Genomic DNA, 26,407 nt, shown 5'->3' on the forward strand with positions numbered 1-26,407 from the left:
ATCCGCCCCGGCGGCCCACCGCCGCCCTCAGACCGGAACCGCCTCGATCGCGCCGTCGGTGACGCCCGCGACGGCGAAGCCGGCGTCGGCGAGGAGCCGGCCGTACTCCGCCGCGGTGCGGTCCCGCCCCTCCATGAGGACCAGCATCAGCAGATCCACGATCCGGTTGCGGGGCGCCCCCCAGGTGCCCGCGCCGGCCCCGGCCTGCTGCGGCTGTGCCGGCAGCAGCTCCTCCAGCACCAGCAGCCGCGCTCCGGTCGGCATCGCCGCGCGCACCCGGGCCAGCACCCGGGCGACGTTCCCGTCGTTCCAGTTGTGCAGGACCCGCCGCAGCACGTACCGGTCCCCGTGGGTGGGCACCCGGTCGAAGAAGCTGCCGACGACGATGTCGACCCGGTCCAGGACCCCGGCGGCGGCGAGCCGGGCGCGTCCCCGGGCGGCGGCCTCGGGCAGCTCGACGAGGACTCCGCGCAACTCGGGGCGGGCCCGGAGGAGATCGGCGAGCAGGCCGCCGTCGCCGCCGCCGAGGTCCACCACGGTACGGGCGTCGTCGAACAGCCGGGCGGGTGGCGGTGGCGGCTCCGGGGCGGTGGACATGGCCCCGTTGAACGTCGCCGCCAGCTCCGGATGCCCGCCCAGGTACTGGTAGAAGGGCTCACCGAAGCGATCGGTGAACGCCGGCCGGCCGGTGCGTACGGTGTCGAGCAGGCCGGCGAACGAGGCGAAGACCTCCTGGCCGTACAGGACGGCCGTGTCGCGGACCGAACCGGGGACGTCGGTGCGCAGGTATTCCCCCATCCCGGACAGGACGAAGTCGTCCGGACCGGTCTGGCGCAGGACGCCGGCGTCGGCGAGCGCGGCGAGCAACCGGCGCAGCGCGACCGGGTCCAGCCCGGCAGCCGCTGCCAGCTCGGCACCGCCGGTGGTGCCCGCGGCGATCCGGTCGGCCAGGCCGAGCAGGGCGAAGACCGAGCACGCCTGCGCCGTCCAGGTGGCACAGAGGACGTTCAGCAGCCGCTTGCGGAAGTACTCGTCGTCACGCGCCACGGACGTCTCCCTGCGCCAGGGACCGGACCGGGGCCGGGCCTCTCGACCGGGCCCACCCCGAGGACGGTCCCCACGGCGGTGCGGTCGGTTCCCGTCGCGGTGGGGAGTGTCCTTCCGTGCCCTGTCGCTGCCGCGGCATAATCGTTCTCCACCGAGCCTCTAGTGAATGTCGAGATACGTGCGGGCCGGGCCCACCCACGCCTCGGTATCGTCAATTCGGCCCGGGTCATCCTCGCATTAACCCGGGTGTCCTGACAATTATCGAAAATGCGGGCGGTGGGGGATTGAATGGGTGCCGTCGGAGTCGCCCGGCCCGGGCCGCACGTCGCCCGGGGTCGTCACGGGCGGCGGAGGACCCGGCGGGCACCCGGGGCCGTCCCCGGCCGGCACGGCGTGCCGTGGTGATGCCGGACCTGGTGGTACGGCTGCGCCGCACGGCGGGCGACGGGCGGCCGGCCGCCCGCGCGCTGCTCGTCGAGACGGCCGCGGCGATGGCCGGTGCCCCGCCGGCCGCGATCGCGGTGGAGCACACGGCGGCGGGCGCGCCGGTGCTGCGCGGCGTCGCCACGGGCTGGCACGCCAGCGTCAGTCACACCCGTGGCCTGGTCGCGGTGGCGGTGTCCCGGATCGGACCGGTCGGCGTCGACGTCGAGGAGGTGCGTCCGCTGCCCGCGCTCGGTCTGAGCCGACGGTGGTTCGCCCCCGAGGACACCGACTGGCTGCGCGGCCGGCCGGCGGACCGCCTCGGCGTCGACTTCCTGGCGCTGTGGACCGGCAAGGAGGCGGTGGCCAAGGTGTACGGCACCGGGCTGCGCGGCGGCCGGCTGCTGCGCTGGCGTACCGCGCCGCCGGCACCACCCGCGTGGCGGCCCGCCGTCGACGCTCCCGGGGTCCTGGTGACCCACCGGGAGCTGCCCGGCCACGTGTTGGCGGTCGCGAGCGTGTCGGCGTGCTCCGGACGCCCACGGTCGGTCGTCGGCCGCTGATGCAGACCGCTCTCGTCCTCGGTGGCAGCGTCGCCGGCATGATCGCCGCCCGGGTCCTGGCCGACCACGCCGACCAGGTGTGGATCGTGGAGCCGGATCTGTTGGCGGACGCCCCGGTGATCCGCCGTGGCGCGCCGCACGGCAGCCAGGCGCACACCCTGCTCGGCCGGGGCCGGACCGTCATCGACCGGCTGCTGCCCGGCGTCGTCCGGCAGATGGTGCGCGAGGGCGGCCAACTGGTCGGTAGCGGTCCCGGTGGCGCGCAGTGGTTCCTCGACGGTCGGCCCAAGGTCCCGGTGCGCGGCGGCAGTGTGGTCAGCGTGTCCCGGCCGTTCCTGGAATGGCACATCCGCCGGCGGGTCCTGGCGCTGCCGAACGTGGCCCTGGTCGGGGGCACCGCCGTCGGGCTCACCGCGACCGCCGGCCGGGTGGACGGCGCGCTGGTCCGCCCGCCGGGCGGCACCGACGCGCAGCGGCACGGCGCGCAGCTCGTGGTGGACGCCACCGGACGGTCCAGCCGGTTGGCCGACTGGCTCGGTCGGCTCGGTTATCCCGCGCCGGACAAGCGCCGGATGGCCCTGGACCTCGGCTACGCCACCTGCCTGTTCCACCGGGAACCCGGCCAGCGGCTGGCCGGCCACGTGGCGGTCTACTCGGTCCACACGCCGAGCCGGGCGCGTAACGGGCCCAGCTCGATGACCCCCGTCGAGGGCGATCGCTGGCTGACGTTGGTCAGCGGTTACGGCGACCGGCGACCGGGCCGGGACCTGGGCGAGTTCCTGGCCCGCTGCCGGTCGAACCCGGCCACCCCGCTGCGGATGCTGCCGGACGCGTGCGAGCCGGCCAGCGAGGTGTACGTGCACCGCTTCCCGGACAGCGTCCGCCGCGAGTTCGACCGGCTGGACCGGTTCCCGGCGGGCCTGGTGGCGGTCGGCGACGCGGTCGCCTCGTTCAACCCGACCTACGGCCAGGGCATCTCGGTGGCGGCCCTCCAGGCGGTGGCGCTGGCCGAGTGGCTGGCCGAGCCCGGCGCGGTGGACGGGCCGGCGCACGCGTACTTCCGGCGGGTCCGGGCGGTGGTGGACGACGCCTGGGACTTCTCCGCCGCGCAGGACCGTTACCTGCCGCACGTGACCGCCGCCCGGCCGTTCGGCTGGCGGCTGCGCCGGGGCCTGGCCGAGGCGGTCCAGCACGCGACCGTGACCGACGAGGTGGTGCACCGGGCCTTCCTGGAGGTCGTCAACCTGGCGGCCGGGCCCGCGCGGCTGCGCCGTCCGGACATCCTCTGGCGGGTCGGCGCCGCCGCGTTGCGCCGGCCCTGATCCCGTTCGCCCGAGGCGCGGCAGCCGGGCCTTCCGGACGACCAACCCCTTTCGAGTGAAGGCCGTCAATGGTGTGGATGTACGGCCAAAAGGGCGTTCCGCCACCCGGTGCGGGTGTTGCCGAACGGCGGTGCGGGGGGCCGCCGAACCGATGTGCCGTCGCGGGCGGAATCCGGGCGGCGGCGGTCCGGCGCCTGGTCGGTGGGCCCGCCGGGTCGATCGTCTCGGCCCCTCTCAGCGGCCTGACCTCAGGCTTTCCATCGGTCCTCGAAGATGGCTTGAGCAATCTGCGACGGTCGCCCCAAAACCGGCTAGCCTCTCAGTCGAACCTCGTACCACCACGGTACGAAAAGACGTGAATTCCGCTTGGAACTGACGCTTATCTATGGTGATGGGTAAGGCTGTCGCTTTCATGCGGATCCCCGCAACGGCACGTCGACAAGAGGGCGGTTCGCTCTCGGGGGAGGGGCCATGGAAATCCAGATCCTGGGACCGCTCGTGCTCGCCCACGCCGGGACGGTCGCCACACCGACCGCCCCGAAGCCCCGCAGTGTGCTGGGCCTGTTGCTCCTCAACGCCGACCAGACCGTCCAGGTCTCCGCGTTGATCCAGGAGCTGTGGGGCGGGTCCCCGCCGGTCAGCGCGCTGACGACGCTGCAGACGTACGTCCTGCAGATCCGCAAGTGTTTCGCCGGCCTGCTCGGCGTGCCGGTCTCCGAGGTGGCCAAGCGGGTGCTGGTCACCGTGCCCGGCGGCTATGCCCTGCGGGTCGGTGCCGACGAGTTCGACCTGCGCCTGTTCGAACAGCTCGCCTCGGCCGGCCGACGGGCCCTGGCGGCCGGCGAGAATGTCGACGCGGCGGCGCTGTTGGTACGCGCCTGCGCGCTCTGGCGTGGCCCGGCACTGGCCGACGTGCGGGCCGGCACCGTGGCCGAGCCCCGGCTCAAGGCGCTGGAACAGGTCCGGCTCAACACCCTCGAACAGTGCATCGAGGCGCGGATGCGGCTCGGTCACCACCAGGACGTGCTGGCCGAGCTCACCCTGCTGATCGCCGAACACGGGCTGAACGAGAACCTGTGCGCGCAGCTGATGGTCGCGCTGCACCGCAGCGGCCAGCGGCGGGAGGCCCTGGCGGTCTTCCACCGGCTGCGTACGTCGATGGTGGAGGAGCTGGGGCTGGAGCCGTCCAAGCGGTTGCACCTGCTCCAACAGGCGGTCCTCGCGGACGATCCGGCGCTGGAGGTGGCCCCCCGCGACGACGGGCTGACCCAGCTGCTCGACCACCTCGTGCTCCAGCGTGCCCGCGTGCGGTAGCCGCGGCCGACCTTCCGCGCCGTGAGCGACCGGGTGACGCAGCCCCAGCCGCGCTGCTCGACCGGCCCGGGCCGGCACGCCACCGGCAGTGCGGGAGGCGTGCCGGCCCGGCGCGGGCTACTCGGACGGGTCCCGGCGGGCCGGGCCGGCGACCGCATAGGCGACCAGCCCACCGATGGCGAGCACCGCCGCCACCACCGTGGCGGCCCGGCTGTCGGGCGGTTGGCCCTGCCACGTCGCGACCGCTCCCCAGGTGCCCGGCTGCGGGTAGACGGCCGCGATGGTGGTCCAGCCCAGCGGCAGGAACCAGGACCGGGCGGCGCCGACCACCGTGGCGCACAGCGCCGTCAGGCCGAGCAGCCCGGCGGCGTCGCGCACCACCAGCGCGACCGGTCCGAACCGGGCGCCGGTGTGCCGGGTGGCGAGCAGGACCGCCAGGATGATCAGCAGGCCGGCGAGCAGGTGCACCGCCCGCCGCCAGGCCCAGCGCACCGACGCGGTCCGCTCCAGGTTCTCGTCCGGGCCGGCGAGGGTGGGCGCGAGCGCCGCGACCATCAGCAGGACGGTCAGGACGACCATCATCGGGGTGACGTCCCGCTCCTTGGCGAAGGCCAGGTACAGCGCCCAGAGCACCGCCACCCCGCCGACGGCGGCGGCCAGGGCCAGGGGCACGTGCCGCGACCGCAGGTAGAGCAGCGTCCAGGTCACCGGGCACTCCGGGACAACATCCCGGTGGGGTCCTGGCAGGCCCGGAGGGCGTCGCGGACCGCCGTGACCCGGGCCAGCGCCTCCGCCTCGGGCAGGTCACGCAGACCCCGCCACAGGCTGACCGCCTCGGGGTTGGTCCCGGGGTCCTCCTCGATCATCCCGGGCACCACCCCCACGTCGGACCGCGGCTCACGGCCCAGGAGCCAGTAGGCCGCCGCCCGTTCGACCACCTCGTCGCCCTGGTCGCACTTGCCGTCGTACGGCACGCCCAGCCTCCTGACGATCTCGGGAACCACGGCGGCCGGGTGGGCGAGCCGGCCCCGGTCGTCGATCCGGACCTCGATCGTGACGACACCGTCCCGGGCGGCCGGCCAGGTCTGGTCGTACCCGATGGTGCGGGTGTCCTCGTGCACGACGGTCGGCGCGTCCGGCAGTTTCGCCAGCGCCGTGAGGCCCTCCCGGCCCAGTGGGGTCACCGCGTCGAGCACCTTGGCGTGGACCCGGCTGACGCACACCGTCGGGGTGTCGTCGGTGCACACCAGCTCCTGCGCGACCGGGTCGACCGGCCAGTTGAGCACGTCCCGGTCGTGCGGGAGGACCGTCATCGCCACCACGAACCCGAGCAGCACCGGCAGCACCGCCATCGCCCGGACCCGCCAGCCGTCGGCGACGAACAACAGCAGACCGGTGACGGCGAGCGCGATCATCGAGATCGCCAACGCGCCGCTGACCCGGTTGTCGATCGTCTGGTAGTCGTGGAACGGGCTGGAACCGTGGGCCGGAGAGACCGCCGCGGCCACCCGGTCCGAGGGCCCGATGGTGACGAAGAAGACCAGCAGCATGCCGCCCACCGCCAGCGCCGGGGCGGTCACCAGGGCGGGGAGCAGCCGCCCGACCCCCAGTCCGAGCCACGCCGCAGCGACCAGCGACAGCGCACCGACCGCGGTGACGACGACGAAGTGCAGCAGGGGCAGGTACGAGGCGGTGGTGATGATCCAGGCGATGCCCGCCGCGGTCACCAACAGGTAGGCGATCGCGAGGGTGAGGCCCAGCGTGCCGAGCACCGGCAGCATCCGCCCGGCGCGGGGCCGGGCGGTGGTGGCGAACAGTTCGCCGACCTTCGCCCGGTGCTCCCGGCGGCCCTGCCAGGCGCCGGCCGCGAGGGCCAGCGGCCACAGCAGGAGCAGGTACTCCCGGATGGCCAGGGCCAGGGCCATCCAGCCACTCGACCAGCGGCCGGTCGCCGTGTACAGCGAGCCGACCCCGACCACCACCGTGATCAACGCGGCACCGAGCGCGGCGGAGCGGCGCAGTTCGATTCCCATGATGCTCATCCGGGCTCTCCGCTTTCCTTCGGGCCGCGGGGCGGCGTGGACGACTCGCCCGCTCATCGGGCGGCCTCCGCGCGGTGCTGACGCAGCAGCGCGGAATAGCCCCGCTCCGCCGGGCTGTCGCCGGCGTGGCTCGCGTCGCCCTGCGCGGCGAGCACCTCGGGGGTGCCCCGCCACACCAGGCGGCCCTCGTTCACCAGCACGACGTCGGTGCAGGCCGCCGCCACGTCCTCGACCAGGTGGGTGGAGACCAGCACGCAACTGTCGGTGCCGAGGTCCCGCAGCAGCTCACGGAAATCGAGTCGCTGTTCCGGGTCGAGACCGACGGTCGGCTCGTCGAGCAGCAGCAGCCGCGGGTCGTTGACGATGGCCTGGGCGATGCCGGCCCGACGCAGCATGCCGCCGGAGAGCGTCTTGAGCCGGGCGTCGGCCCTGGCGGTGAGCCCGACCCGGTCGATGGCCCGCTGTACCGCCTCCGGCACGGCGGACTTGGGCATCTCCTTGAGCCAGGCCATGTACCCGACGAACTCGCGCACCGTGAACCGTGGGTAGTAGCCGAAATGCTGCGGCAGGTAACCCAGGTCACGGCGTACCGGTCGCAGCTCGGCGCGGCCGTCGACCGGGTGTCCGAGCAGCGCCAACCGGCCGCCGGCCGGGGCCACGACGGTCGCCAGGGCGCGCATCAGCGTGGTCTTCCCCGCGCCGTTCGGGCCGAGCAGCCCGTGCACGCCGGTGCCCAGGGCCAGGTCGAGGCCGTTGACGGCCAGGTGCCGACCGGCCCGGACCTGGAGGCCCTCCGCGTGGATCGCCCAGGGATGGGTGGTGGCGGTCGTCTCGACCGCGCTCACGGCACGCATCGTCGTATCTCCTTCAGTGATCGCCGAAAGGCGGCATGGTGGTAGGGCCCGGGTGGGCGTGTGACGTGGGCGGGGGCTACTCGTGGTGGGAGAGCCGCCGGAATCCGTTGACCCGCAGGAGGGCCATGATGGTCAGGAGCACCGTCGCCAGCGCCCAACTGCGGGCGCTCTGCGCCGACAGCACCACCGGCAGCCGGGCGGCGATGACGCTGGGGGCGATCACCGCGAGCGTCCAGACCGCGATCAGTCCGATCGCGGCGCGGCGTACCCCGACGAGGGTGCCCAGCAGGAGCGTGGCGGCGGTGAACGCCAGGCAGGGCAGCAGCATCAGGGCCAACGACAGCCCGGTGCCGGCACCGACCACCGCGAGCGCGGGAATGACGAATGCCAACACCGCAGCCGTACGCCGCAGCAGCATCGTCAGGCCGGCGGCGGGCGTGGTGGCGATCAGCTCCCAGGCCGGGTCGGCCCGACGGTGCCAGGCGACGGCCACCCCGGGCAGCGGAGCCAGTGGGGCGATGAGCAGCACCAGCGAGGGGATCCCGACCCACAGCGCGCCGAGCAGGGCGGCACACACGAGCACCGTGCCGGTCATCGCCAGCCAGGGCAGCAGGGTGCCGACGAACCAGCGGTGGCGCAGCACCGACCAGGACCGGCCACGGCGGGCGGGAGCCGACGCTGTCGCGATCTCGCGGTCCAGCACCAGCGCGACCTGGTCGATCACGGCCCGGCTCGCCACGGTGGTGCTGCCGGCCAGCCGGGCCCGGCAGTCGGCGCAGTCCTCAAGGTGCACCTCGATCGCCCAGACGCCGGGTTCGTCGAGTTCCGGATCCCCGGCGGCGTAGCGGTCGATCTGGGTCAGGCTGGGATGGGTGGTCATGACAGCGCCTCCCGTAGGGCGATCCGGGCTCGGCGGACGCGGGACTTCACGGTGTTCTCCGGTACGCCCAGCAGCACCGACGCCTCGCGCGAGGAGAGCCCGTCGAGGACGGTGGCCCGCAACGCGGCCCGGACCTCGGGGGGCAGGACGAGCAGGGCCTGCTCCAGTTCCTGGCCGATCCGGGCGGCCATCACCTCGTCCTCGGCGGCGGGCGCCGTGCTCGGCGTCAGCTCCATCTGCGGCACCTTGCCCTTGCGCGCCCGGTGGCGGAACGCGTCGACCAGGCGGTGGGCGGCGATGGTCCACAGCCAGCCCACGGCGCTGCCCTGCGCCCCGCCGCTGTCCCTGGCCCGGCTGCCGGCGAAGCTGCCCGCTGCCCGCCAGACCGCCAGGTAGGTGTCCTGGAGCACCTCGGCGACGATGTCGGGGTCGGCGCAGCGGCGACGCAGGCGCACCTCCAACCACGGCGCGGTACGCCGGTAGAGCTCGTCGAACGCCCGCCTGTCTCCCCGGGCGACGCGTCGTACGAGTTCGCCCTCGTCGGCCGCGTCCAGGTCTGTTCTCACACCCGGTAAGACGACGGGCCCACCCGGACCGGGTCCCGCTTTCGTGTGATCGCCATCACACTCAAGATCGGGGTCGGTGCGGGGTGGTCCGGCCACCCGTGATGGGGGAGGACCCGTCCACCGGTCCCGGCCGGCGGGCGGTCCGGGCGGGTCATCCGGCCGCTGTCAGCGCGGCCCGCAGGTGGGCGTGGGTGTCGTCGTCGAAGGCGACGAGTCGGATCCGTTCGAGTCTCGTCGGGGTGGACCTGATGGTCGCGACGGCGATGCGGGCGGCCTGGTCAGGCGGGTAGCCGTAGACACCGGTGGCGATGGCGGGGATGGCGACGGTGCGGGCGTCGAGGGTGTCGGCGACCTGCAGGCTGCGGCGGTAGCAGGAGGCCAGGGTCTCGGCTTCGCCGTGGCCGCCGCCTTCCCAGACCGGCCCGACGGTGTGGATGACGTGCCGCACGGGCGGGTCGAGGTCGAATGCCGGGGTCGGCATCGCCTCGCCCGGCGGGCAGGGGCCGACCGCACCCCCGGCGTGGGCCAGGCGGGGCCCGGCGGCACGGTGGATCGCGCCGTCGACACCGCCACCACCCAGCAGGGACTCGTTCGCGGCGGTGACGATGGCGTCCACGTTCTCCCGCGTGATGTTACCCTTGACGACCTCGATCACTGCCATCGCACAATCCTGACACATCAGGGCGAAGTCCCGCCGGGTCGCCCGCCCGCCACCGGTGTCGTCCGGCGCTCCCGCCGGGCCGCCGTGGTCGGGGCTGCGGGTCGGCGGGGGCTGACCCGCGCTAGTTTGCTCGGATGAGTCTCCTCGATGACGTCGCCCAGCGCGACGGTTGGCGGTGCTGGGTGTGCGACGAGCCGGTCGACGCCGACAGGTCGGTGAACGACCCCCGGGGTCCCAGCGTCGACAGCCGGACCGCCGACCGGAAGGCCAAGGTCGTCGAGCGGCTCGCCCACCGCGCCTGCAACACCCGCAAGGGCGCGGTCAAGGTGGTCATCGCCTGGCCGGACCGGCTGCACGTGGTGGAACCCGCGCCGCTGGTCGCCGTCGCCGAGCGGCTCGAACGCAAGGGTGGCCGTGAGCTGGTCGCCCGCTGCCCCAGCAGGAGGGACGCCCAGGAGGCGGCCGACTGGCTGGTCGACCGGTTCTCCCGGCTGGCGCCCGGGTTGCCGGTCACCGCCAGCGTCGAGCAGGGCGGCGGACAGTACCTCGTCGCCCTGGCCACCCGCCGCCGTTGACCGGTGGCCCGGTCGGCGGGTCGCCCGCCCGTCCGGTAGGTGCGCCGCCCGACGCCGTTGCCGTCAGGGCGCGCTGTTGACCTGCGCGTAGGAGGGCAGGTTCCCGCGCACCGGATGGCCGTCGCGGACGGCCAGGGCCGCCTCCACCGAGGCGGCGAGCGCGGCGCGGAAGAGCAGGGAACCGGTGCTGATCCGCCGTACACCGAGCTCGGCCAGGGCCGCGACGGTGTGCCGTCCGGGCAGGAAGAGGACGTTGACCGGGACGTCGACGGCCGCCACGACGGCGGCGATGTCGGCGGGCTCCGCCAGGCCGGGAACGAACACGCCGTCGGCACCGGCGTCGGCGTATTGCCGCACCCGGCGCAGGGTCTCGGTCAGGTCGCCGCGACGCTGCCAGTGGGTGTCGGTCCGGGCGTTGACGAACAGGTGCGCGACCTCCCGCTTCACCGCGCGGATCAGCGTGGCGTGCGCCTGCGCCGGACCCATGGCGTCCTCCATGTTCACGCCGACGGCGCCCGCCTGCGCCACCGCGACCGCGGCGTCGACCGAGCCGGTCTCGATGTCGACGGTGATGTCGACCGGGAGCGTCACCAGGCTGCGGGTGAGGCGCAGGGTGTGGGCGTCGGCGGCGCGGACCCCGTCGGGCAGACCGTGGGCGGCCGCGACGCCGAGGCTGGTCGTACCGAGCGCCGGGAAGCCGGCGTCGACCAGGCCGCGGGCCGAGGCGACATCCCACACGTTCGGCAGGACCAGCGGATCGCCGGTGCGGTGGAGTGCGGCGAAGTCCCTCATGCCCGGCCGCCGTCGACGAGGGCGGGGACGTGCTCCCCGTCGGGACGCGGCCCGGCCCCGGAGGTCGGCTCACCGGCCCCGCGTACCCGCACCACCTCGCCCGGCAGGTCGCCGACCGTGGTCCGCGCCGCCGCCGGGGCGGGCGGCGGCACGGACGGAGAGTCGTTCAGGACGGCGTCGGGACAGCTGATCGGCATGTGGTGAACCCTACGACCCGCACCGCGCGGTGCCGGTCGAGCGGACCCGGCCGGCAGGGGGCGAGGGGCCGGCTCGGAGCTGGTGTCGCCGGCCGACGAGCCGCGGACGACCCGCTGCCCCGCGCCGCCCGACCGCCATGCCTGGTCACCGGAGATCGACGGGCGGGGTGTGCGTTCGGGGCCTAGGGTGGCGGCTCTGACCGCCGATCGAGGGAGAAGACCGTTGTCGCCGTCACACCGACCCGCCCGTTGGCGCATCGCCGTGGCACTGAGCCTGGTTCTCGCGCTTCTCGGCTGCACCGCGCCCCGGGCCGAGCGGGCGCAGCGGCCGCCTGTGCGGGTCGAGGAGACCCAGATCGAGGAAACTCAGGAGAGCCTGCGCGACGGCACCACCTCGCCCGGCACGGACGGCCCCCGGCCGGCCTGGTCGACACCGGTCCGGCGGCTGGACCAGGAGTTGGGTGCGACCGGGCAGCTCATCGTCGTCCCCGACGAGCGGGAACTACACGCCGTGGACCGCGCCACCGGGCAGGACCGGTGGCGTCATCCGTTCACCACCGGCTACCGCTACGTGATCGCCGGTGGGTCGATCGTGGCCAGTGACAACGACGACGGCGGCGTGGAGGTGCTCGACGCGGCCACCGGCGTCACCCGGTGGCGGGCGGCGGAGAGCCAGGACGTCGTCGTCGACGCGCAGGCCGTCTACGCCAGGGAATGCGCCGGCACCGGCAGGGCGGCGACCTGCGCGATCATCGGCCGGGACGTGCAGAGCGGCCGGCAACTGTGGAAACTGCCCTCCGACCGGTTCGCCCGGGTGAGCGACGTGGCCCTCGGCGCGCGCACGCCGTACGCGCCGGCCGCCGGCCGGTACGTCGCGGTACGGCTCAGCACCTCCGACCGGCCGGCCACCTACACCCCCGTCGCCCCGACCACCGGCCGGACCGGGGCCGGCCGGTTGCCGAACCGGGCCTGGTACGGGTTCGTCGCCGGTGACCTGCTGGTGAGCACCGACAATGATCCGCCGAAGGGTGACCGGCGCTGCACGGTCAGCATCGCCAGCGTCCACACGGCCACCGGAGCCCGCGGCTGGTCCGGCGCGGTCTACAGCGGCCGCCGGGAGGACGGCGAGTGCGCCAAGCGGCTGGCCCACGACCGCAACGGGCAGACCCTGATCGGGAGCGGCACCCGGCTCGTCGCGGTCACCGCCGACGAGCGACCGCAACTGGTCGACCTGCGCACTGGCGCGACGGTCTGGAAGGGTGCCGTCGCCGGCGTACCGATCGATGGTGACGACCGGTCGGTGCTGGTGCGGGGCAAGGCCGACGCGGGGGAGTTGGCGTTGCTCGACCTGGCCACCGGCGCGTCCCGCTGGACCGCGCCGGACCCGGGGTTGGCCGGCACCTCGGCGAGCTGGCGGTCGGCGGTGACCGCCGGGCTGGTGGCGGTCAGCGGCGCCGAGGACGACCGACCGCAGGTGCTCGTGTACGAGGTGGGCACCGGCCGCCTGCTCGGCCGCTATCCGGGCTGGCTCGCCGGGGCCGGCAGGGACTGGGTCGCGGTCAGCCACTCCGGTGCCGGCGGCCTCGCGGTGGACCTGCACACCTTCTGAACCGGCCGGCCGGCACCGGACAGCGACGTGCCCCGGCGGAATCCGCCGGGGCACTCAGCTCACTGCCGTGGTGCGGTTGCTCAGTCGGCCGACCGGTCAGTCGTCGTCGCCGTCATCCGAGTCGTCATCGTCGTCGTCCTTGCCGGACCTGTCGTCGTCCGCCTTCTCCTGCTCGGACTTGACGACGGTGCCGTTCTCCCGGTCGACCTCGACCTCGTGCTCGGTGCCGCCGTTGATGATCTCCACGCTCCAGACCGGGCGGCCGTTCTCCCGCTCGCGCTCGATCTCGGTGATCTGACCACCACCGGCCTTGGCCAGCGCGATCTCGCCGGCCCGCTGCTGGCTGACCGCATCGTCGGTGGCCGGGGCGGTGCTGCCACCCGGGGCCGGCGTTCCGGTCGTCGGCGTGCCACTCGGCGTGCCGGGCGTCGGGGCGGCGGCACTCGGGTCGACCGGGGCGGGAGCGGTCGTCTCGGCGGTGGGCGTGGCGACCGGTGCCCGTTCTGCGGCGGATACGCCGAGCGCCGTGCCGGTGACGGCGAGGACGACGGCACCGCCGGCTGCCGCCAGGAGCAGGGATGTGCGCTTCATGGTGCGTACCTCCGGGGTTTCTCGGTTGTTGCAGCGAGCTTGCCCCGGCGGCGGATAGCGGCGCGCTGTGCGAATGCTAAGGCCCGGTTAAGGACGTTGCGGCCGGTCCGAACCGGAGCGTCACGACCGCGCCGCCCGCCGCGCCGGCACCCAGGTCGAGCCGGCCGCCGCTGGCCTGGGCGGCGCGCCGGGCGATGTCCAGACCGAGCCCGGTCGAGCCGGCCCGGCTGGCGCCCCGCGCGATCAGGCCGGCCGGAATCCCCGGCCCCGCGTCGGAGACGGACAGCACCGCGCCGGCCGCCTCCCGGGTCAACCGGACGGTGAACCCGGTGCCGTCCGGGGTGTGCGCGAAGACGTTGCCCAACAGGGCGTCCACGGCCGCGGCCAGCTCGTCGGCGGGCACCCCGACCGGCAACGGTCCGGCCGCCAGGTCGAGGGTGACCGTGCGGCCGGTGTCCTCGGCGAGCACCGACCAGAAGGCGACCCGTTCGCCCACGATCGCGGCGGCGTCGGCGGTGACCGTGCCGGAACCGGTGTCGGCCGGGCCGCTGCGCCAGCGGGCCTGCCGGATCAGGCCGGTGACCGCCCGTTCCAGCCCGTCCACGGCCGCCGCCACCCGGGCCGCGTCGTCCGGGTCGCGCAGCGACTCCGCCTCCAGCCGCAACGAGGTCAGCGGTGTGCGCAGCCGGTGCGACAGGTCCGCCACCTGCTCGCGTTCCTCGCGCAGCAGCACCTGGATCCGGGCGGCCAGGTGGTTGAGCGCACCGGCGACCTCGCGCAGTTCCGGCGGACCGGCCGGTTCGGCGCGGGCGGTCAGCTCGGCGTTGGCCAGCCGGTGCGAGACCGAGGAGAGTTCGGTGATCGGCCGGACCAGGGTCCGGGCCAGCCGGTCGGCGACGGCGAGGCTGAGCAGCACGAGCACGATGCCGAGCGCGGCCAGCACCAGCCAGGCGCGGGCCACCCCGGCGGTGACGTCGGCCCGGGGGACCACGGTGCGGATCACGCCGGTGCCGTCGGGCCGGCCCTGCACCGCGATCACGATCTCCCGACCGCCGTCCAGCTCCGCGGTGAGGCTCTGGCCCCGGGCGGCGAGGGCCACCGCGGCGGTACGCGGCTCCTGCGCGCCGAGCACCGTGCCGTCGGGCAGATAGACGCTGACCGGTCGGCCCGACTCGGCGGTGAGCTGCTCCACGGTCAACCGGATCGTCGCGGTGTCGGCGGTGCCGACCACCGGCACCAGCCCCTGCACGTCGGCGGTGGCCCGGACGGTGGCCCGGTCCTCGGCGACCGTGCGCACCAGCAGCGCCAGCGGCACCAGGAAGGCGACCAGGGTCAGGCAGGTGGTCGCCGCGACCAGGAGCGCCAACCGCCGTCTCATCCGTCCTCCTGTCCGGGAGCGCTCCGCCGCGCCCCGGCGACCGCGCGGGGCGTGGGCGGCGCGGCGTCGGCCCGTTGAGCGTCACCGGCACCGGCGCGGAGCAGGTATACCACCGCTAGGCAGGCTAGCCGGTCCCCCTGGCCTGCGGGTCACTCGTTAACCCTCGCTTATCCTCCTGCCGTGCGGGGCTTAGCCGCCGATCCGGCATAGTCGGGGCATGGGTCGTCGCACGCTCCTCGCCACCGCCGGCTGGCTGGCCGCCGCCGTGGTCGCCACCCTGATCGGGGTGGCCGCGATCCGGTTGGTCGGCGAGAGCATCACCGGCACCCCCGGTGGGGTGCGCAGCCAGGCCGAGGTCGAGCGGGCCCTGGCGGCCCCGGTGCCGGTGTCCCCGCCGACGGCGTCGCCGAGCCCGGCGGGCTCCGGGTCGACGTCCCCGCCGGGCGCCGCCGCGACACCGGGCCTGCGCCGCAGCTTCGCCACCCCGGGGGGTACGGCGGTCGCCGAGTGCGTGGGGGCCGACGTGCGGCTGGTCTCCTGGGCGCCGGCACAGGACTACCGGGTGAAGGACGTGGACCGGGGGCCGGACGACGACGCCGAGGTGACCTTCGCCGGCCCCGCGGGGGAGTTCGAGGTGAAGGTCGGCTGCATCGGCGGCGAGCCGGTGGTCCGCCCGGGGGACGGCGACTGAGCTGCCTCCCGGGCCTGCGGCAGGTCCTCGGTCAGGAGGGCCGGGTCCTCGATGCGACGAGGTCCTTCGATGCCTTGACACTCCAGATGCGATCGCTAACACTTGTCTGCAATGCGTACGTAACAACTGGAACACTTCGGCAATGCCCCTGAAGGTGCTCTGGAGCTGCTCGTTCGGCATGTCACCCACACGGGGCCGCGAGGTCCCGGGGATGGAGCCGGATGTACTGCTGTTAACGCTAACAAGGTGCACCCCCCAGCGGCGGTGATGCACCTGCGGCACCTGGCCCCCGGCGGCAACCGGTGGGTCCGGTCGACCACCGAAGGGTCGCCCCGGCATGGGCGGCTCGGGGGAGCGTGGCTGTCGGTCGTACCGCGACACCCGGGGCCGGGTGTCGCGGTACGGGTGGGCACGACCGCTGGTGCCGCTCCACCGGGGCCGGCCCCGATCGGGGGTGCCCCTGTCGTTCTCCGCTGCCGATGACACCCGGACGACATCAGTCCGCGGTCCGACCCCAGAGAGGCCAGATCACGTGATCGACCAATTCCTTCCCCGGACCGCGGCGCGTGCCGGGGGCGTCCCAGGACCGTCACGCGGTGCCCGGTCGTCGCGTCGGCTGCTGGTCGCGCTGGTGGCCGCGGCGACCGCGCTGGTCGGCGGGGTCGTCGTCGCGTCGTCGCCGGCCACCGCCGCCACCAGTCAGTTCCGGGGCATGAACTGGGCCGTGCTGGGGGACAACTTCAGCAAGGGCCCCCTCGTCGTGCAGGGTCTCAGCGCCTCCGACAGCAACGCGACGGTGCGGGCCAAGGCCAACGCCCTCTATGACGACATGGCCGCCACCATGGGGGTCAACACCGTGCGGCTGCCCGTCAACACCCACACGGTGGGAACGGCGTGGTGGGAGGCGTACCGGGGGGCCATCGACGCCGCCACCGCCCGTGGGTTCAAGGTCATCCTGGCCTACTGGGAGGACGGCGCCGCCTCCGGCGGCCGGATCACCAATCTCGGCGCGTGGAACGCGATGTGGACCACGGTGACCAACACCTACGGTGCCAACCCCAACGTCTACTTCGAGCCGATGAACGAACCGCACGGCTACAGCTCGGCGGACTGGCGCAACGTCGCGGCGAACTGGCTCAGCTCCCACCCCTCGGCACCGCCCGGCCGGGTGCTGATCGGTGGCACCGGCTTCAGCCAGGACCTGCGGGACATCTGCAACGACAGCCGCTTCAACGCGACGCTGCTCTCCTTCCACTACTACGCCTTTTTCTACGGCGCGATGACCTACGACGCCTTCCTCGGCCACATCCAGGCCCGCCTGGGCAACTGCGCCTCCCGCGCGGTCGCGACCGAGTACGGCGCGCCCATGAACGACGGCCGCAACTACGCCGACCCCAACAGCACCGACAACTTCGTGCGCTACATCCGCGCCATGGCCCAGGTCATGCGCAACAACCAGATGGGCGGCACCTACTGGCCCGCCCTCGGCGGCAAGCCCGGCACCATCGGCTACGACTGGTACTCGATGTACTCGCTCAGCGGCAGCGGCACCGACCTCAACCTGACCATCCGCAACACCTCCGGTGCCGACCGGATCCGGTACGGCTGGGGCGACACCATCGGCAACGAACCGACGACGCCCCCGCCGTCGACCGGGACGTTCTACCAGGTCACGGTGCGGCACAGCGGCAAGGCCATGAACGTCCAGGCACCGAACACCGACAACGGCGCGCGGGTCGGCCAGTACACCTACGGCGGCAACGCCTGGCAGCAGTGGCAGTTCCAGGACGCCGGCAGCGGCTACTGGCGCATCGTCAGCCGGCACAGCGGAAAGTGCCTCGACGTGGTCAGCGCCTCCACCGCCGACGGCGCCGAACTCGTCCAGTACACCTGCGGCAGCGGCACCAACCAGCAGTTCCAGATGGTCACCAACGGCAGCTACTTCCAGCTGCGGGCCCGCCACAGCAGCAAGTGTGTGGACGTGCCGGCCGCGTCGACCGCCGACGGCGTGGTCCTCAAGCAGTACACCTGCAACACCGGCACCAACCAGCAGTGGTCCCGCACGACGGTCTGACGACGTGGCGCAGGGGGCCGGGACCGGCGGTGCGGCTCAGCCGCCGGTCCCGGCCCCCGGGTCGTCGCCCGCCGCCGGGAACGAGACCCGGACCCGGAGGCCGTCCCGGCCGCGGGAGGACGCGGTGATGGTGCCCTCGTGGGCCCGGGTGATCGAGCGGGCGATCGACAGCCCGAGGCCCGCACCGCCGCTGTGGTCGATGCGGACACCGGACCTGCGCCGGAACGGCTCGAACAGGGCGGCGACCTCGTCCGGTGGCACGTCGTCGCCGGTGTTCTCGACGACCAGCGCCGGGTCCGCGCCCACCCGCACCTCCAGGGTGCCGCCGGGCCGGTTGTACTTCAGGCCGTTCTGCACCAGGTTGGCCACCAACCGCTCCAGCAGCACCTGCTCACCGGTGACCAGTCGAGGGCCGAGCTGGCTGATGATGGTGACGTCGGCCTCGTCGGCCCGGGCCCGGTGGGCGTCGAGCACCGTCGCGACGATCCGATCGAGCCGCAGCGGGGTACGGGTCAGCAGCCCGCGGTCGCTCTCGCTGAGCACCAGCAGCCCTTCGATCAGGCGCTCGTTGCGCTCGTTGGTCTCCAGCAGTTGCGCGGTGAGCAGGGCGAGCTGGTCGTCGTTGAGGGTGCGGGCCAGGCCGACCTCGATCAGGGTGCGCTGGACGGCCAGCGGGGTCCGCAACTCGTGCGACGCGTCGGCGGCGAACCGGCGCTGGGCCTCGTACCCCACCGCGATCCGGTCCATCATCTCGTCGATGGTGCGGCCCAGGACGGCCAGTTCGTCGCGGCCCGGACCGGGCTTCAGCCGGTGACCCAGGTTCTGCGGTCCGACGTTGGCGATCACCGGGACCAGGTCCCGCAGCGGTCGCAGGCACCAGCGGGCGGCCGGGTAGCAGGCCGCCAGCATGCTCAGCAGCACGACCGTCAGGGCGATCGCCAGGGGAATGCGGGGCCGGCGGAACACCTGCACACAGGCGAACGAGGCGTCACCGTCCGGCGCCTGCCACTCGGGTCTGGCGCACCAGGACGGGCCGAACTCCCGCCACAGCGAGAGCAGGAGATCTGCGGCCGGCGTGACCAACGGGGCGGCGAGCAGGAGTATCCCGAAGACCAGGAGCATCCGCCGGGCCGGTGAGGGGAACCTCATGCGCCGAGCCGGTAGCCGACGCGGGGGATGGTGTGGATCACCGGTGGGTCGCCGAGCTTGCGGCGCAACGTCATCACGGTGGTCCGTACCGTGTTGGTGAACGGGTCGGTGTGCTCGTCCCAGGCCTGCTCCAGCAGGTCCTCGGCACTGACCACCCGGCCACCGGCGCGCATCAGCACGTGCAGGACGGCGTACTCCTTGGGGGACAGCGCGAGCACCAGACCGTCGCGGGAGGCGGTGTGCCGGGTGACGTCCAGCACGATGCCGTCCTGCTCCAGCACCGGGGGCAGCGCCGGGGCCGAGCGTCGGGACAACGCCTGCAACCGGGCGACGAGTTCGGCGAAGGCGAACGGTTTGGTCAGGTAGTCGTCCGCGCCCAGGCCGAGCCCCTCGACGCGCTGGCGGATGCCGGCCGCGGCGGTCAGCAGCAGCACCCGGGTGCCGGTGTCGGACCCGGCGATCCAGCGACACACCTCGTCACCGGTCTGACCGGGCATGTCCCGGTCGAGGACGGCCACGTCGTAGCGGTTGACCGCGAGCCGTTCCAGGGCGCTGTCGCCGTCGTAGACCACGTCGACGGCCATGGACAACCGGCGCAGCCCCTCGGCCACCATGTCGGCCAGCACCCGTTCGTCGTCCGCCATCAGCACCCGCACTACGTCTCCTGCCGGTCGTTCCGTGGTGTCCGGGACCGTCGGCAAGGCTGGCACCCGCCGCATAAAGAACCGATAAGGGCGCCGCTGACGCGGCACCCACGGCCGACCCCGCAGCATCGGTGCAGTTCCTGCTCCTGCTCGCACAGGTTGGTGACACCTTGCTCCGACTCGCCACGAATTGTGTCATGGTCGTGCTGGCCGCCACGGCGGTTGCCGTGGCCCCCGTCGCGGTCCGACCGGCATCGGCGATCGCCCACGGCGAGGACGCGGCCGACGGCGCGTACCGGTTCTCGGTCCGGCTGACCATGGTCGATCTGCCCGCGACCGGCGGCGGCACCCGGGACAGTTGGTGCTCCGGCGCGTTGATCGCGCCCCGCTGGGTGATCACCGCCGGGCACTGCTTCCGCAACCCCGGCGGGCAACGGGTCAGCCGGGCCGTGGCCCGCCGGACCCTGGTCACGGTCGGCCGCACCGACCTCGGCAGTCGGGCCGGACACCAGAGCGAGGTCGTCGGGGTCCGCCAGTCGGACGCCGCTGACGTGGCCCTCGTCGAGTTGGGCACCGCGATCACCGACGTCACGCCGGTGCGGATCGGCGACACCCCGCCGGTGGTGGGCGAGGTCCTCCGGCTGACCGGGTACGGCCTGACCACCGCCGACGGGCCGACGCCGACGGACCGGCTCCAGACCGGGCAGTTCACCGTCGGCCGGGTCGGTGCCGACGTCATCGAGACCTCCGGCCGGCAGCCCCGTGCGGACACCAGCCCGTGCCCGCACGACTCCGGCGGGCCCTACTTCCGGGAGCAGGCGGACGGCACGGCCGTCCTGGTCGCCGTGGTCAGCACCGGCCCGGGATGCCCGCACCCGGGCCCCGACTTCAGCGCCCGCACCGACACGCTCCGCGACTGGATCACCGACACGACCGATCCGGCCAACGGCCCGTCCCGCTGGGTGTCGGCCGGCATCGGCACGGCCCTGGCGCTCCTGCTGCTTACCCCGGTGGCGCTGGTGACCCGCCGACGCCGACGAGCGGCGTCGGTGCGGGCGCGGGCCGGGCAGGACGTCGACCGGGTGGGGCGGCGGGCCGGCCGGGTGCGGTAGTCGTCGACCTCGATGCGGTACGGGCGGATTCCGCAATCCCGCAGGTCGGAGCCGCGTGCAGCGCGTTGCTGCCCGAGCGGGTCACGTTGCTGCCCGAGCGGGTCACCAACGTGATCGCCGCCGGCAAGGCCCACCTACATCACCAACGGCTGCTAGCGGGTGCACCAGGCGGAGTGGTCGATCGGTGAGGCCGCCGGCGCGCTGGCCGCCTACTGCCTGGACCGGCAGACCTCGCCGCACGGGGTCCGCGACAGTGCCAAGGCCCTTGAGGACTTCCAGTCCGCGCTGACGCGGCGGGGGGTCGACCTGCGCTGGCCGACGGCCACGGCAGTCGCCCCGGGGCCGGTGGGGGGCGACACCCTGCCGAGTTGACGGTCCGGGTGTCGTCGGGCGGCGGCAGCCGGACGGTCGGCCCGGCGCGGGCCTACCTGGCGGACGCCGTACCGACGGGCCGTGGGCGGGGTGCCGCAGCCCGGCCGCGCGCCCCCGACTCGGCTGACGGCCCGCCGGCCGGGGAACGCGAAGCGGGACCGGCCGACCCGCGTCGCCGTGGCCGACGACACGGGTCAGGGCCGGTCCCTGACCTGTCCTGGACGGACGACCCGCGCCCGTCCAGGACAGTCGGTGCTCAGGAGGCGGTGCAGACCGGGGTCAGGCCGCTGGTGGCCCCGGTGCCCTGGAAACCGAACTCCGTGTACTGGCCGGCGTTGACCGTGCCGTTGTAGTTGACGTTGCTGAACTGCACGCTGCCGCTGGTGCCGGTGCGGTCGGCGTTCCAGACGCTGGTCACCGTGGCGCCCGACGGCAGGGTGAGCTGGACGTTCCAGCCGCGGATCGGTGCGGTGCCGGCGGTGACCCGTACGGTGGCGACGAAGCCGCCGGTCCACGAGTTCAGCGAGACCGTCGCCGTGCAGCCGGTGGTCGGCGGCGGGGTGGTCGGCGGCGGGGTCGTCGGCGGCGGGGTCGTCGGCGGCGGCGTGGTCGGCGGCGGCGTGGTGGGCGGCGGCGTGGTCGGCGGCGGGGTGGTGGGCGGCGGCGTGGTGGGCGGCGGGGTGGTCGGCGTGCTGCCCCGGCCCTTGTTCAGCTCGTCGAGGACCGCGTGGTAGGCGGCCTTCTTCTGGTAACTGCCGTTGCTGCCGGTGAACAGCAGGCCCCGCTCGGAGGAGCGCCACGACTCGCTGTCGGAGATGCCCCAGACCGTGATGCCGGTGCACTTCGCGACGTTCAGACAGGCCCGGACGACCTTGCGGTAGTTCTCCGCCTGGCCCGCGCCGATGTCGTTGTTGCTCAGGTCGTCGTCGATGTCCACCTCGGAGAGGTGCACCTCGACGCCGAGGTCGGCGAAGCGCTGGATGTTGGCCTGCAGGTCGTTGGTGATGATGCTGTTCGGGTTGTCGTTGAAGTGCGACTGGAACCCGACGCAGTCGATGTACTGCCGGTAGGTGCGGACGATGTCGTACAGCGCGTTGGCCTTGCGGTTCGGACCGCCGCCCTTGACGGTCAGGCCCTCGACGTCGTAGTCGTTGATGCAGAGCTTGGTGGAGAACCCGCCGGCCTGCACGACCTGCTTGGCCCGGATGAACGAGTCCCGGATGACGTCGGTGTCGCCGGCGTCGAAGAAGTCACCGTCACCGTTGGCGTCCCGGTTCATGGTGTGTGGCCACTGGTTGCGGCGGCGGCCGGTGTTGTTGTCCTCCAGCGACTCGTTGACCACGTCCCAGTAGGCGATCTTGCTGCCCCAGCGGTTGATGGCGTTGCCGATGAAGGTGTTCAGCGTGGACTGGCTGGCACCCTGGAGCGCGCCGGCCTGCGAGTGCCACACCAACGTGTGTCCCCGGACCACCATGTTGTTGCTCTGCGCGTGGTTGACCAGTTGGTCCGCGCCGCTGGTGTTCTGCAGCCCACCGCTCGACGTGGCGATCCGGTCGGGCTTCATGTCGTTCTCGGGGGTCAGTTGGCTGAATTCCTGACCGAGGATCGGGTAGAGCCGGTTGGGCGAGGACGCGGTGCCGAAGAACAACCCGGCCTTGGTGGCGGCGGCGCGCAGCGTGGTCTCGGCCGCGGCGGCCGGGGTGATGGACTGGACCGTCACGGCACCCCCGACCAGCATCAACACCGCCGCTGGCAAGGCTATTCTGCTGACTCTCATTCGCTGCCTCAGGCTGCTGCTCACGGGCCCTCCTTGCTGCATGACGCCAATAATCGATGCATGTGTATGCCTATCGAAGGGTCAGTATCGATACCTGCCGACCGTACTGTCAACAACTTTCGGAAATATTCCGGAAACCTGTTCCGGTGCCCGGGGCGGACAGAAGTCAGGTTCTCGCAGGTGGATGAGGGGGAGGTCGCACGTCACCACCAGGACGGCTCGCGGGAGGGGCCACCGTGGATGCGGCGGGCGGCGAAACATTCGAAACCCGGGCAGGTCACTGGTCAGGCGGCGGGAAAGCCGCTGGACAGGCCACCGACCGGGCGCGTACTTTGCTGCTGCCCGTGACACCGCCCGAGGAGGTGAGACCCATGAACGCCGTACCGACGTGGGTGCTCCCTCTTTCCGTCGCGGTCGGGTGACCGAGGCAGCTGTCGCCCGGGAGCGCCCCACCCACCAGGCTCTCCCGAAAGGCACTCCCTGTGCATCCGTCGCAGTTCACCACCACCACGTCCGCCGGCCCGGCCGCGCCCCGCCCCGTCGGGGACACCGCCCCCGGCTCTCCGCCCCCGGCCGGCACCGACCGGCCACCCCGGGACGCCGACGTGATCATTGCCGGCTGCGGACCCACCGGCGCGATGCTGGCCGCCGAACTGCGGCTGCACGACGTGCGGGTGCTCGTCCTGGAGCGGGACACCGAGCCCTCGTCGATGGTGCGCATCGTCGGCCTGCACGTCCGCAGCGTCGAGCTGATGGCCATGCGCGGTCTGCTCACGCGCCTGCACGAACACGGCCGGCGACGACCGGCCGCCGGCTTCTTCGCCGCGATCGCCGCACCCGCGCCCGCCGATCTGGACACCGCCCACCCTTACCTGCTGGGCATCCCGCAGCCGGTCGTCGTGCAACTGCTCGAAGAGCACGCGATCCGACCTGGGGGCGCAGATCCGCCATGGTGCGACGGTGGTCGGCCTCGGGCAGGACGCCGAGGAGGTGACCGTCACGCTGGCCGACGGGCACCACCTGCGGGCCCGCTATCTCGTCGGCTGCGACGGCGGGCGCAGCACGGTGCGCAAGCTGCTCGGTGTCGGCTTCCCCGGCGAGCCCGCACGCACCGAGACGCTGATGGGGGAGCTGGCGGTCGGCATGTCGCCGCAGGAGATCACGGCCACCCTGGCCGGGCTCGGGGAGGTCGACAGACGGTTCAGCCTGACCCCCTTCGGCGGCGGGAACTGGCGCGTCGTGGTCCCCGCCGCCGGGGTCACCGACCGCGCCGGACCGCCCACCATCGCCGAGGTCCGGCAGCGGTTACGCGACGTCGCCGGCACCGACTTCGGGGCGCACTCCCCACGGTGGCTGTCCCGCTTCGGCGACGCCACCCGGCTGGCCGACGCGTACCGGGTGGGGCGGGTGCTGCTGGCCGGCGACGCGGCGCACATCCATCCGCCCATCGGCGGGCAGGGCCTCAACCTGGGTGTGCAGGACGCGGTCAACCTCGGCTGGAAACTGGCCGCCCAGGTCCGCGGCTGGGCACCGGACCCACTGCTGGACACCTACCAGGCGGAACGTCGTCCGGTCGCCGCGGACGTGCTGGACAACACCCGCGCCCAGACGGAGCTGCTCTCCACCGGACCCGGCCCGGAGGCCGTCCGCAGGCTGCTCACCGAACTGATGGCCTTCGACGCGGTGAACCGCCACCTGACCGAGAAGATCACCGCGATCGGCGTCCGCTACGACTTCGGTGCGGGGCCCGACCTGCTCGGCCGGCGGCTGCGCGACATCGACGTGCGGTCGGGCCGCCTCTATGACCTGCTACGCCACGGCCGGGGCCTGCTGTTGGACCGCACCGGACGGCTCGGCGTCGCCCGCTGGGCCGACCGGGTCGACCACCTCCCCGACCCCACGGCGGCGCTGGACGCCCCGGCCGTCCTGCTGCGCCCCGACGGCCACGTCGCCTGGATCGGCGACGACCAACCCGACCTGGACGACCAGCTGAGCCGCTGGTTCGGCAGACCCACCACCTGACCCCGGCCGCACCGCCCGGTCAGCGGGTGTCGTGCCGGGAACACCCCGGCACGACACCGGGGACACGCTGGCCACGGGCGGTCGGGTGAGCCGACCGAGTAGGGATACTCAGGTACGCCCCGCACCCGGCCTCAGGACTCGGCGCGGCGGCACGGACAGAGTGTTCCGCATGGCCGAGCTACCGCACCGCCCCCTCGCACTGCGTACCGTCGAATCGCCGTTGCCGGCCGTGGTGGCGCACGGCCGGCAGGTCGTCCTGGGCGCCCTCGGCCGCGCGGTGGCCGGGTTGGGTCGGCTCGCCGGTCGCCATCCCGCCGGCTGGCGCTGGACGGCGCGCCGGCACCACCCGGTGCTGGACGGGCTGGCCGCCGCGCACGCCCGAGCGGTGTGCGCGCGGGCCGCCCGCCAGGTCCCCGCCTACCGGGCCTTCCTGCGGGCCCGCCCGACGGGCGTGCGCCGCCGGCTCGCCGACTTCCCGGAGACCGACAAGGCCAGCTACGTCACGGCCCACGACGCCGCCGCGCGCTGCCGGCACGGGCGGTTCCCCACCCGGGGGGTGGTGGTCGACGAGTCGGCCGGCTCGGCCGGGCAGCCGTTCAACTGGCCCCGCAGCGACCGGGAACTGCGCGCCGTGCACCGGGACATCGCCGGCTACACCGGGCTGGTCTTCCCGATGCGTCGGCCGTTCGTCATCAACGCCTACTCGATGGGGGCCTGGGCGACCGGGACGACGACCGGCGCGGCGATGGCCCGGATCGCGGTGGTGAAGAACACCGGCCCCGACCTCGGGAAGATCATCGACACGCTGCGGGAGTTCGGACCCGACTTCGACTACCTGGTGACCGCCTACCCGCCGTTCCTCAAGCACCTGCGGGACCGGCTCGACGCCGAGGGTTTCCCCTGGTCGCGCTACCGCGTCTCCGCCAGCTGCGGCGGCGAGGGGATGACCGAGGCGCTGCGCGACTACCTGGAGCAGCGCTTCACCCTCGTCCGGTCCGCGTACGGGGCGTCGGACCTGAGCATCGGCATCGGTGCGGAGACCCGGTTCACGGTGTGGCTGCGCAGGCGGCTGCAGACCGACCGGGGGCTGCGGGCGGCGCTGCTCGGCGTCGACGAGCAACGGCTGCCGATGGTGTTCCAGTACAACCCGTTCGCCACCTACCTGGAGACCAACGAACGACGGGAACTGGTCTGCACGGTCACCGGCGGTGACGTGCTCCAGCCCCGGCTGCGGTACAACGTCGGGGACGAGGCGCTGCTCGTGTCGTACCAGCGGGTCGTCGAGCTGGTGTGCGCCGACCCGGTACGCCGGGCCGAGCTGCGCACCGCGGTCTGCGCCGAGCGGATGACCCTGCCGCTGCTGCTGCTCTTCGGCCGCAGCGACTCCACCATCTCCTACCTCGGCGCGAACCTCTACCCGCAGGACGTCGAGTACGGCCTCTACGTCGGCAACCCGTACGCCCCCGAGATCAGCCGGTTCTGTCTCGCCCTGGTCGAGGACACGGCGCTGGAGACCCGACCGGTGATCCACCTGGAACTGCGCCGCCCACTGGCCGCCCCGCAACGCGACGCGCTCGCCGACGCGTGCCGCCGGGGCGTGCGCCGACACCTGACCTCGGTCTCCCGGGACTTCGCCCAGTCCCTGGTGGAGGACTCGACCGCCGGGGACCTGCGGGTGGAGCTGCACGCACCCGGCACCGGCCCGTTCGCCGGGCAACAGAAGATCAAGAACAGCTACCTGGTGAGGTGACC

At 73.6% G+C, this 26,407-nt stretch carries 24 protein-coding genes and 1 pseudogene; 11 read left to right on the plus strand and 14 right to left on the minus strand.

Annotated features, from left to right (window positions below; all coding sequences use genetic code 11):
* Positions 1-27: 27 nt before the first annotated feature.
* Positions 28-1,047 (minus strand): methyltransferase, encoded by a 1,020-nt coding sequence (locus ACQP1S_RS12880; RefSeq protein ID WP_432906575.1) that lies wholly within the window; start codon positions 1,045-1,047, stop codon positions 28-30.
* A gap of 404 nt (positions 1,048-1,451) precedes the next feature.
* Here ACQP1S_RS12880 and ACQP1S_RS12885 point away from each other — a divergent pair, with 404 nt between their 5' ends.
* From ACQP1S_RS12885 to ACQP1S_RS12895, 3 genes are all read left to right on the plus strand, one after another.
* A complete protein-coding gene (locus ACQP1S_RS12885; protein ID WP_432906576.1) occupies positions 1,452-2,033 on the plus strand; it encodes a 4'-phosphopantetheinyl transferase family protein in 582 nt (193 codons plus the stop codon).
* Positions 1,997-3,355, plus strand: coding sequence for an FAD-dependent oxidoreductase (locus ACQP1S_RS12890; RefSeq protein ID WP_432906577.1), 1,359 nt, complete (start codon positions 1,997-1,999; stop codon positions 3,353-3,355). Before ACQP1S_RS12885 ends, ACQP1S_RS12890 begins: the two co-directional genes overlap by 37 nt.
* Positions 3,356-3,826: 471 nt before the next feature.
* Positions 3,827-4,669, plus strand: coding sequence for an AfsR/SARP family transcriptional regulator (locus ACQP1S_RS12895; RefSeq protein WP_432906579.1), 843 nt, complete (start codon positions 3,827-3,829; stop codon positions 4,667-4,669).
* Between the two features lie 117 nt (positions 4,670-4,786).
* On the opposite strand, the gene ACQP1S_RS12900 is transcribed toward ACQP1S_RS12895, so the two are convergent.
* The 6 genes from ACQP1S_RS12900 to ACQP1S_RS12925 all read right to left on the minus strand — a co-directional run bounded on the left by ACQP1S_RS12900 (position 4,787) and on the right by ACQP1S_RS12925 (position 9,672).
* A complete protein-coding gene (locus ACQP1S_RS12900) occupies positions 4,787-5,377 on the minus strand; it encodes a hypothetical protein (protein ID WP_091247106.1) in 591 nt (196 codons plus the stop codon).
* Positions 5,374-6,711 (minus strand): hypothetical protein, encoded by a 1,338-nt coding sequence (locus tag ACQP1S_RS12905; protein WP_432906581.1) that lies wholly within the window; start codon positions 6,709-6,711, stop codon positions 5,374-5,376. Before ACQP1S_RS12905 ends, ACQP1S_RS12900 begins: the two co-directional genes overlap by 4 nt.
* A gap of 53 nt (positions 6,712-6,764) precedes the next feature.
* The gene (locus ACQP1S_RS12910; protein ID WP_432906583.1) at positions 6,765-7,565 is read right to left on the minus strand and encodes an ABC transporter ATP-binding protein; all 801 of its coding nucleotides are present in this window, start codon (positions 7,563-7,565) and stop codon (positions 6,765-6,767) included.
* 76 nt (positions 7,566-7,641) lie between these two features.
* Complete coding sequence (locus tag ACQP1S_RS12915) at positions 7,642-8,445, minus strand: hypothetical protein (protein WP_432906585.1); 804 nt, start codon at positions 8,443-8,445, stop codon at positions 7,642-7,644.
* Positions 8,442-9,011 carry an RNA polymerase sigma factor gene (locus tag ACQP1S_RS12920; protein WP_218108226.1) on the minus strand — a complete coding sequence of 190 codons (570 nt, stop codon included), beginning with the start codon at positions 9,009-9,011 and terminating at the stop codon, positions 8,442-8,444. The genes ACQP1S_RS12915 and ACQP1S_RS12920 overlap by 4 nt, the downstream gene beginning before the upstream one ends.
* A gap of 151 nt (positions 9,012-9,162) precedes the next feature.
* The gene (locus ACQP1S_RS12925; protein WP_432906588.1) at positions 9,163-9,672 is read right to left on the minus strand and encodes an O-acetyl-ADP-ribose deacetylase; all 510 of its coding nucleotides are present in this window, start codon (positions 9,670-9,672) and stop codon (positions 9,163-9,165) included.
* Between the two features lie 134 nt (positions 9,673-9,806).
* Between ACQP1S_RS12925 and ACQP1S_RS12930 the strand changes: the two genes are divergently transcribed.
* The gene (locus ACQP1S_RS12930; RefSeq protein ID WP_432906590.1) at positions 9,807-10,247 is read left to right on the plus strand and encodes a hypothetical protein; all 441 of its coding nucleotides are present in this window, start codon (positions 9,807-9,809) and stop codon (positions 10,245-10,247) included.
* A gap of 63 nt (positions 10,248-10,310) precedes the next feature.
* Here ACQP1S_RS12930 and ACQP1S_RS12935 read toward each other — a convergent pair whose 3' ends face one another.
* Complete coding sequence (locus ACQP1S_RS12935) at positions 10,311-11,039, minus strand: isocitrate lyase/PEP mutase family protein (protein ID WP_432906591.1); 729 nt, start codon at positions 11,037-11,039, stop codon at positions 10,311-10,313.
* A complete protein-coding gene (locus tag ACQP1S_RS12940) occupies positions 11,036-11,236 on the minus strand; it encodes a hypothetical protein (protein ID WP_432906593.1) in 201 nt (66 codons plus the stop codon). The genes ACQP1S_RS12935 and ACQP1S_RS12940 overlap by 4 nt, the downstream gene beginning before the upstream one ends.
* Before the next feature lie 223 nt (positions 11,237-11,459).
* Between ACQP1S_RS12940 and ACQP1S_RS12945 the strand changes: the two genes are divergently transcribed.
* The gene (locus tag ACQP1S_RS12945) at positions 11,460-12,845 is read left to right on the plus strand and encodes a PQQ-binding-like beta-propeller repeat protein (RefSeq protein ID WP_432906595.1); all 1,386 of its coding nucleotides are present in this window, start codon (positions 11,460-11,462) and stop codon (positions 12,843-12,845) included.
* Between the two features lie 96 nt (positions 12,846-12,941).
* On the opposite strand, the gene ACQP1S_RS12950 is transcribed toward ACQP1S_RS12945, so the two are convergent.
* Together ACQP1S_RS12950 and ACQP1S_RS12955 are read right to left on the minus strand one after the other, a co-directional pair.
* Complete coding sequence (locus tag ACQP1S_RS12950) at positions 12,942-13,436, minus strand: PepSY domain-containing protein (protein ID WP_432906597.1); 495 nt, start codon at positions 13,434-13,436, stop codon at positions 12,942-12,944.
* Between the two features lie 76 nt (positions 13,437-13,512).
* Positions 13,513-14,814 carry an ATP-binding protein gene (locus tag ACQP1S_RS12955; protein ID WP_432906598.1) on the minus strand — a complete coding sequence of 434 codons (1,302 nt, stop codon included), beginning with the start codon at positions 14,812-14,814 and terminating at the stop codon, positions 13,513-13,515.
* 217 nt (positions 14,815-15,031) lie between these two features.
* Between ACQP1S_RS12955 and ACQP1S_RS12960 the strand changes: the two genes are divergently transcribed.
* Positions 15,032-15,505, plus strand: a complete 474-nt coding sequence (locus tag ACQP1S_RS12960; protein ID WP_432906600.1) for a septum formation initiator — start codon at positions 15,032-15,034, stop codon at positions 15,503-15,505.
* Between the two features lie 631 nt (positions 15,506-16,136).
* On the plus strand, positions 16,137-17,579 hold the full coding sequence (locus ACQP1S_RS12965) for an RICIN domain-containing protein (RefSeq protein ID WP_432906602.1): 1,443 nt from the start codon (positions 16,137-16,139) through the stop codon (positions 17,577-17,579).
* 36 nt (positions 17,580-17,615) lie between these two features.
* Here the strand turns inward: ACQP1S_RS12965 and ACQP1S_RS12970 are convergent, their stop codons facing one another.
* Together ACQP1S_RS12970 and ACQP1S_RS12975 are read right to left on the minus strand one after the other, a co-directional pair.
* Positions 17,616-18,728 (minus strand): HAMP domain-containing sensor histidine kinase, encoded by a 1,113-nt coding sequence (locus tag ACQP1S_RS12970; RefSeq protein ID WP_432906604.1) that lies wholly within the window; start codon positions 18,726-18,728, stop codon positions 17,616-17,618.
* Positions 18,725-19,384, minus strand: a complete 660-nt coding sequence (locus tag ACQP1S_RS12975; protein ID WP_432906606.1) for a response regulator transcription factor — start codon at positions 19,382-19,384, stop codon at positions 18,725-18,727. Before ACQP1S_RS12975 ends, ACQP1S_RS12970 begins: the two co-directional genes overlap by 4 nt.
* Before the next feature lie 119 nt (positions 19,385-19,503).
* Here ACQP1S_RS12975 and ACQP1S_RS12980 point away from each other — a divergent pair, with 119 nt between their 5' ends.
* Positions 19,504-20,484 carry a S1 family peptidase gene (locus ACQP1S_RS12980; protein ID WP_432906608.1) on the plus strand — a complete coding sequence of 327 codons (981 nt, stop codon included), beginning with the start codon at positions 19,504-19,506 and terminating at the stop codon, positions 20,482-20,484.
* A 159-nt stretch (positions 20,485-20,643) separates the two neighbouring features.
* Positions 20,644-20,856: a hypothetical protein gene (locus tag ACQP1S_RS12985; RefSeq protein WP_432906610.1), complete on the plus strand. Its 213-nt coding sequence runs from the start codon at positions 20,644-20,646 to the stop codon at positions 20,854-20,856.
* A 256-nt stretch (positions 20,857-21,112) separates the two neighbouring features.
* Here ACQP1S_RS12985 and ACQP1S_RS12990 read toward each other — a convergent pair whose 3' ends face one another.
* On the minus strand, positions 21,113-22,576 hold the full coding sequence (locus tag ACQP1S_RS12990) for an endo-1,4-beta-xylanase (protein WP_432906612.1): 1,464 nt from the start codon (positions 22,574-22,576) through the stop codon (positions 21,113-21,115).
* A gap of 695 nt (positions 22,577-23,271) precedes the next feature.
* On the opposite strand from ACQP1S_RS12990, the pseudogene ACQP1S_RS12995 reads away from it, so the two are divergent.
* Positions 23,272-24,655 (plus strand): annotated as a pseudogene (locus ACQP1S_RS12995) (FAD-dependent monooxygenase).
* Positions 24,656-24,824: 169 nt separating this feature from the next.
* Complete coding sequence (locus ACQP1S_RS13000) at positions 24,825-26,405, plus strand: phenylacetate--CoA ligase family protein (protein ID WP_432906614.1); 1,581 nt, start codon at positions 24,825-24,827, stop codon at positions 26,403-26,405.
* Positions 26,406-26,407: the final 2 nt, after the last annotated feature.

This window comes from Micromonospora matsumotoense (assembly GCF_050951065.1).
Lineage (GTDB): Bacteria > Actinomycetota > Actinomycetes > Mycobacteriales > Micromonosporaceae > Micromonospora > Micromonospora matsumotoensis.